This is a genomic window from Paludibacter sp. 221, assembly GCF_010501035.1.
Lineage (GTDB): Bacteria > Bacteroidota > Bacteroidia > Bacteroidales > Paludibacteraceae > QVMH01.
This window is the reverse complement of the sequence record NZ_QVMH01000089.1, coordinates 1-5,329: the sequence shown is the minus strand read 5'-3', so window position 1 is coordinate 5,329 and position 5,329 is coordinate 1. Positions and strand designations below refer to the sequence as shown.

The window sequence follows — 5,329 nt, the reverse complement described above, 5'->3', positions numbered from 1 at the left end:
GTCTCAATATGTAATATAGTAGGGTGCATGTTATATAAGGTCTACATAAATTAAATTTATACTATTTTACATAATGTAGATTATAGGAAAAAACGTATTAATAATTTTCTTGAAACAAAAAATCTTTTTTCTTCTTTATTTAGGTGCTCGTATGTATAGGAACAATCCTATTACGAGAAACACAATGTTTGGCAACCATACAGCCATTGCGGCCGACATACTTCCGTTTACGGAAAATGATGTGGACATGGTTGAAAATAAAACATATAGCGCACTAAGCCCCAAGCCAATTCCGAGATTCAGCCCCATACCCCCGCGCACTTTCCTCGAAGAGAGAGACACTCCCATCAACGTCATTATAAAAGCGGCTATAGGTGTAGCAAAGCGTTTATAGTATTCATCTTCAAAAACCTGTATATTTCCTACTCCGCGTCCTTTTTGCTTATCCAGATATGCTTTTAGTTCATTATTTGTCATCTGTGGGGCTTCTTGTGCAGTAATAAAAAACTCATCAGGCTGAATCATTATTACCGTGTCCAACGATTCTCCACGGGTTATGTATTCATGCATACCGTCGAAATCACGCTTCAGATACTTATTGACTTTCCAATTATAAGCAGAATCCCACGATATGGTTTCGGCAGTAAGACGCGAGGTCAGATGTTTGCCATCAAATTTTTCTAATGAGAACCGATAACCTTTGTTTGTGCTCATTTCATACCGCTCTACGTATAAAATAACGCCCTGCTCTATTTCCATCTGAACGTTCCGCACATTCTCTTTTTTGTAATTCTTAATATATTTCCGTTCAAATTCGAGCATTTTTTTTGTAGAGTTAGGAATTACATAACCTCCTAATCCAAAGGTAATTGCAAAAATTATGAATGCAGAAATAAAATATGGACGCATGAACCTGAAAAAACTTATCCCTCCGGCCAGAATAGCTATTATCTCGGTATTCGTTGCCATCTTGGAAGTAAAATATATTACTGAGATGAACGTGAACAGCGAGCTGAACATATTCATATAATAAGGAATAAAGTTCAGATAATAATCAAAAATAATAGCACTCCAAGGCGCATTTCCTTCGTAGAAATCGTCAAGTTTTTCGGTGAGGTCGAACACAATACCAATACTCAGAAGAAGCACAATGGAAAAAAAGTATGTGCCCAGAAACTTTTTGATAATGTATGTATCAATACGTTTTAATCCGAATGTCTGATAGCTTATTTGCATTCTTTCGTAAGAAGGTATGAATAATTTACTTTATGGTAACTACTTCAAAATCAAATTTTAATCACTGGATTCATCAGATATTGTTCTTTCGTTTCTCGTTCTCAAAGTCCCTCTCTTTGAGAGAGGGATTTAGGGAGAGTTCTTATATTCTCATTGCTTTATTCTTTTGTCCTCAAGCCGGACGGGCTTTTACTTTTTCCTATAGCTGAAAAAGTAAACAAAAAAGCCACCGCTACACCTGCTTCGCTAANGCTACAGGCTTTGAAACTCCTCCCGTTGGTCGTCAAACAGCAAATCCTGTTTAACGCTTCGTTACGCTGAATTTCTTAACGCTCACCAGCTGAGGCGGAAAGATTAGCTATGGCTACGAAAGTAACTTAAAATACTTGAAGATAATTGTTACTAAATATCCTCAAATTGCTTATCCAAAAATATAAATCTTATTTCTAATTATATGAAAATGCTTGAATTTCTTATATTTTCTTATGCTTTTTGAGGCGAAATTATAACCTGCGGCCCAGTATTTCCACCATTTCTCTCTTCCATGAACTAAAATCGCCTGCAAAAATATGTTTTCGCGCTTCGCCTACGAGCCACAGATAAAAAGCAAGATTATGAATAGAGGCTATTTGCATAGCCAGCAGCTCTTTACTTATAAAGAGATGCCTCAGGTATGCTTTTGAGTATGACTGGTCTACATAAGAAGTGCCGTTTTCATCAAGTGGCGAAAAATCATTTTTCCACTTCTCGTTACGCATATTCATAATGCCTTGTGAGGTAAAAAGCATCCCATTACGTCCATTGCGGGTAGGCATAACACAATCAAACATATCAACACCGCGTTCGATGGCTTCCAATATATTTTGTGGTGTCCCCACACCCATCAGATAACGTGGTTTGTCCTTTGGGAGTATTTCGTTTACCACTTCTATCATTTCATACATTTTTTCGGTAGGTTCACCCACTGCAAGCCCGCCTATAGCGTTTCCTTCGCCACTTTGGTCTGATATGAATTTAGCCGACTCTCGACGTAAATCGGGATATACACAACCTTGTACAATGGGGAAAAACGTTTGATTATAACCATATTTCGGTTCAGTTTCCCTGAAATGCTGCAAACCTCGTTTCAACCATCGGTGTGTTAATTCCATCGACTTTTTAGCATAATTGTAATCTGCTGTTCCCGGAGTACATTCATCAAATGCCATCATAATATCGGCACCTATAGAACGTTGAATATCAACTACATTTTCGGGAGTGAAAACATGCTTGCTTCCATCAATATGCGAGCGGAAAACAGCACCTTCTTCGTTCAGTTTACGGTTTCCGGTAAGAGAAAAAACCTGAAAGCCTCCGCTATCGGTCAGGATAGGCCTGTCCCAACCATTAAATTTATGAAGCCCTCCTGCCCTTTCGAGCGTATCAATACCAGGACGCAAATACAGATGATAAGTATTACCCAGAATAATCTGCGCTTTTATATCGTCTCTCAATTCGTGAAAATGCACTGCCTTTACAGATGCCACAGTACCAACAGGCATAAAAATAGGCGTCTCAATAACGCCATGGTCTGTTGTAATAATTCCGGCTCTTGCCTGTGAATTTAAGTCGTTATGCTGTATATCAAAATTCATTCTAAACTTATTCGTAAGTCCATTAAAACATATAAATAGTTAGAAATTACATTTTAATGAAATTTTCAAGGATTTTTTGTCCTGTCTCACCCGATTTCTCAGGATGAAACTGCACTGCATAGAAATTGTCTTTGTTCAGTGCCGAACTATAATCAAGAATATAATTGGTTTTCGCTATAGTGCCTTCTCCGTTTCCTACATAATACCCATGTACAAAATACATGTAAGAGTTTTCCGGAATATCTTTAAAGAGGCCTGATTTTAAACCGCATATATTGTTCCACCCTATCTGCGGGACTTTAAAACTTTGGTTGTCCGGAAATTTTTTCACTTCCTGTTCGAAAATACCCAGACATTCAGTATTAGTGTTACTTTCTTCGGAGCGGGAGCACATCAACTGCATTCCCAGGCAAATACCTAAAACGGGTTGCTTTAGCGACAGTATCAACTTGTCGAGTCCTCTTTCCTTCAGATATTTCATAGCCGAAGATGCTTCCCCAACTCCCGGAAAGATAACTTTGTCGGCCTTACGTATTTCATCATGGTCGTCAGTAACAATGGCGTCGACGCCAATACGTTCCAATGCAAAAAGCACTGAACGTACATTACCGGCATTATATTTTATTATTACTACTTTCACCTTAAGACTAAACCAGTTTGTTAGTTTCCGTATCCGGAAAAAGAATTACCGGTTTATATGTTTTGGCTTCTTCCTCGCTCATTATGCCATAAGCAATGATGATAATTATATCCCCCGGCTGCACTTTTCGGGCAGCAGCACCATTAAGGCATATCATGCCCGAACCACGCTCGCCCGAAATAACATAGGTATCAAAACGCTCACCATTATTATTATTAACAATGCTTACACGCTCGTTAGGTAAAATGTTGGCTGCATCAAGCAAGTCTTGGTCAATAGTTATACTCCCGATGTAATTCAGATTTGCCTCTGTTACAGTAACCCGGTGTATTTTGGATTTTAAAACGTGAATCAACATAATTTTAATCCGTTGATTTATAAATTTATTTTTAAAATTCTTACAAATTAATAGCTTAGCTATTTGATATGTTTTATTTAAACGATTATCCGTTGTTTTTTCCTAATTGATAAATAAGTGCTTTTTAAGGGGCTTTGCCCCTGTGACCCCACTTCATTTTTGCCTTGATGCAAAAACGAAGCAAAAAAATCAAGACTCTGCCCGCTTCNAAACAGGGAAGATTTTTTAACGCCGTCTGCTCTTATTTTTCGGCTCACCGGACAATGTCGGTCCGGCGAAAAAAAAGAATTTAGGTGCTAAAACGGATATTCATAGTATTTAATAGCGAATATTATCAATAAGCCTTACATCGCCACAAAAAACCGCTATACAACCAATGCAATTATCGTTCCACTCTTCGATGCCGGTCAGGTTTACGGCATCTACAATATCGTAATATTCAACGTTCAGGCCATCTACAGCATTTATTTTATCAACAACCCACGCAGCCAGTTCTTTCGGTGACTTAGCAGACACAAAGTTACGGCTTTCAAATAAAACTTCGGATATTTTCGCCGCTTTTTTCCTTTGTTCATCAGTCAAACGCTCATTGCGGCTACTCATTGCCAGCCCACTTGGCTCCCTTACGATACTGCAATCAACTATACGGACAGGGAAATCCATCAATTCGGTCATACGATGAATAATAGCCAGTTGCTGGAAATCTTTTTCGCCAAAATAAGCCCTGTCGGGTTTTACCAAGCTAAAAAGTTTGCTTACAACCTGTACTACACCGTTGAAGTGTCCCGGACGAAATTTACCTTCCATCACTTTATCCAACCCTCCGAAATCGAAATCGAAACAAGTGTTTATTTCCTCAGCACTGTACATTTCATCCGCTTCGGGAGCAAAAACAAGACAAACACCTGCTGCTTCCAACAGGCTTACATCTTTTTTCAAATCTCTTGGATATTTTTTTAAGTCGTCCGGATTGTTAAACTGGGTAGGGTTTACAAATACGCTTACTACACAGCAATCGTTATCAGAAACACAGCGGTGAACTAAAGCGATGTGTCCGGCATGAAGCGCCCCCATGGTAGGAACAAAGCCAATAGTTTTTTTTGCAGATTTAAGTTGCTCTATTTCAGCCTGCAACTCTTTTTTGGTCTTGATTATTTTCATCAAAAATTTATTTCTTTTATATAAAAAAGAAGAAAACCGGGTGCAAAATTAGTAAAACTTATTTACAACAACGAATAAAGAGTTTAAAATATAGGGTAACCGCATCAAAATTACATTCTAATCTCCAAATTCATCAGATACTGCTCTTTCGTTTCTCGCTCTCAAAGTCCCTCTCTTTGAGAGAGGGATTTAGGGAGAGTTTTTATATTCTCATTGCTTTATACTTTTGTCCTCGAGCCGGACAAGCTTTTACTTTTTCCTATAGCTGAAAAAGATACTGTTGTAAAAAACAATTTTTTC

Annotated in this window: 5 protein-coding genes; all 5 read right to left on the bottom strand. The window is 38.1% G+C overall.

All coding sequences use genetic code 11. The features are described from left to right. Window positions 1-135 precede the first annotated feature (135 nt). The gene (locus tag D0T49_RS12790) at window positions 136-1,236 is read right to left on the bottom strand and encodes an LptF/LptG family permease (RefSeq protein ID WP_163632311.1); all 1,101 of its coding nucleotides are present in this window, start codon (window positions 1,234-1,236) and stop codon (window positions 136-138) included. A 503-nt stretch (window positions 1,237-1,739) separates the two neighbouring features. Next, window positions 1,740-2,870: a tRNA guanosine(34) transglycosylase Tgt gene (gene tgt / locus D0T49_RS12785; protein ID WP_163632308.1), complete on the bottom strand. Its 1,131-nt coding sequence runs from the start codon at window positions 2,868-2,870 to the stop codon at window positions 1,740-1,742. A 46-nt stretch (window positions 2,871-2,916) separates the two neighbouring features. Next, window positions 2,917-3,510: an imidazole glycerol phosphate synthase subunit HisH gene (hisH, locus tag D0T49_RS12780; RefSeq protein ID WP_163632305.1), complete on the bottom strand. Its 594-nt coding sequence runs from the start codon at window positions 3,508-3,510 to the stop codon at window positions 2,917-2,919. Between the two features lie 7 nt (window positions 3,511-3,517). Continuing rightward, window positions 3,518-3,868: an aspartate 1-decarboxylase gene (panD, locus tag D0T49_RS12775; protein ID WP_163632302.1), complete on the bottom strand. Its 351-nt coding sequence runs from the start codon at window positions 3,866-3,868 to the stop codon at window positions 3,518-3,520. A gap of 318 nt (window positions 3,869-4,186) precedes the next feature. Further along, window positions 4,187-5,029 (bottom strand): pantoate--beta-alanine ligase, encoded by an 843-nt coding sequence (gene panC, locus D0T49_RS12770; protein ID WP_163632299.1) that lies wholly within the window; start codon window positions 5,027-5,029, stop codon window positions 4,187-4,189. Between the last annotated feature and the right edge of the window lie 300 nt (window positions 5,030-5,329).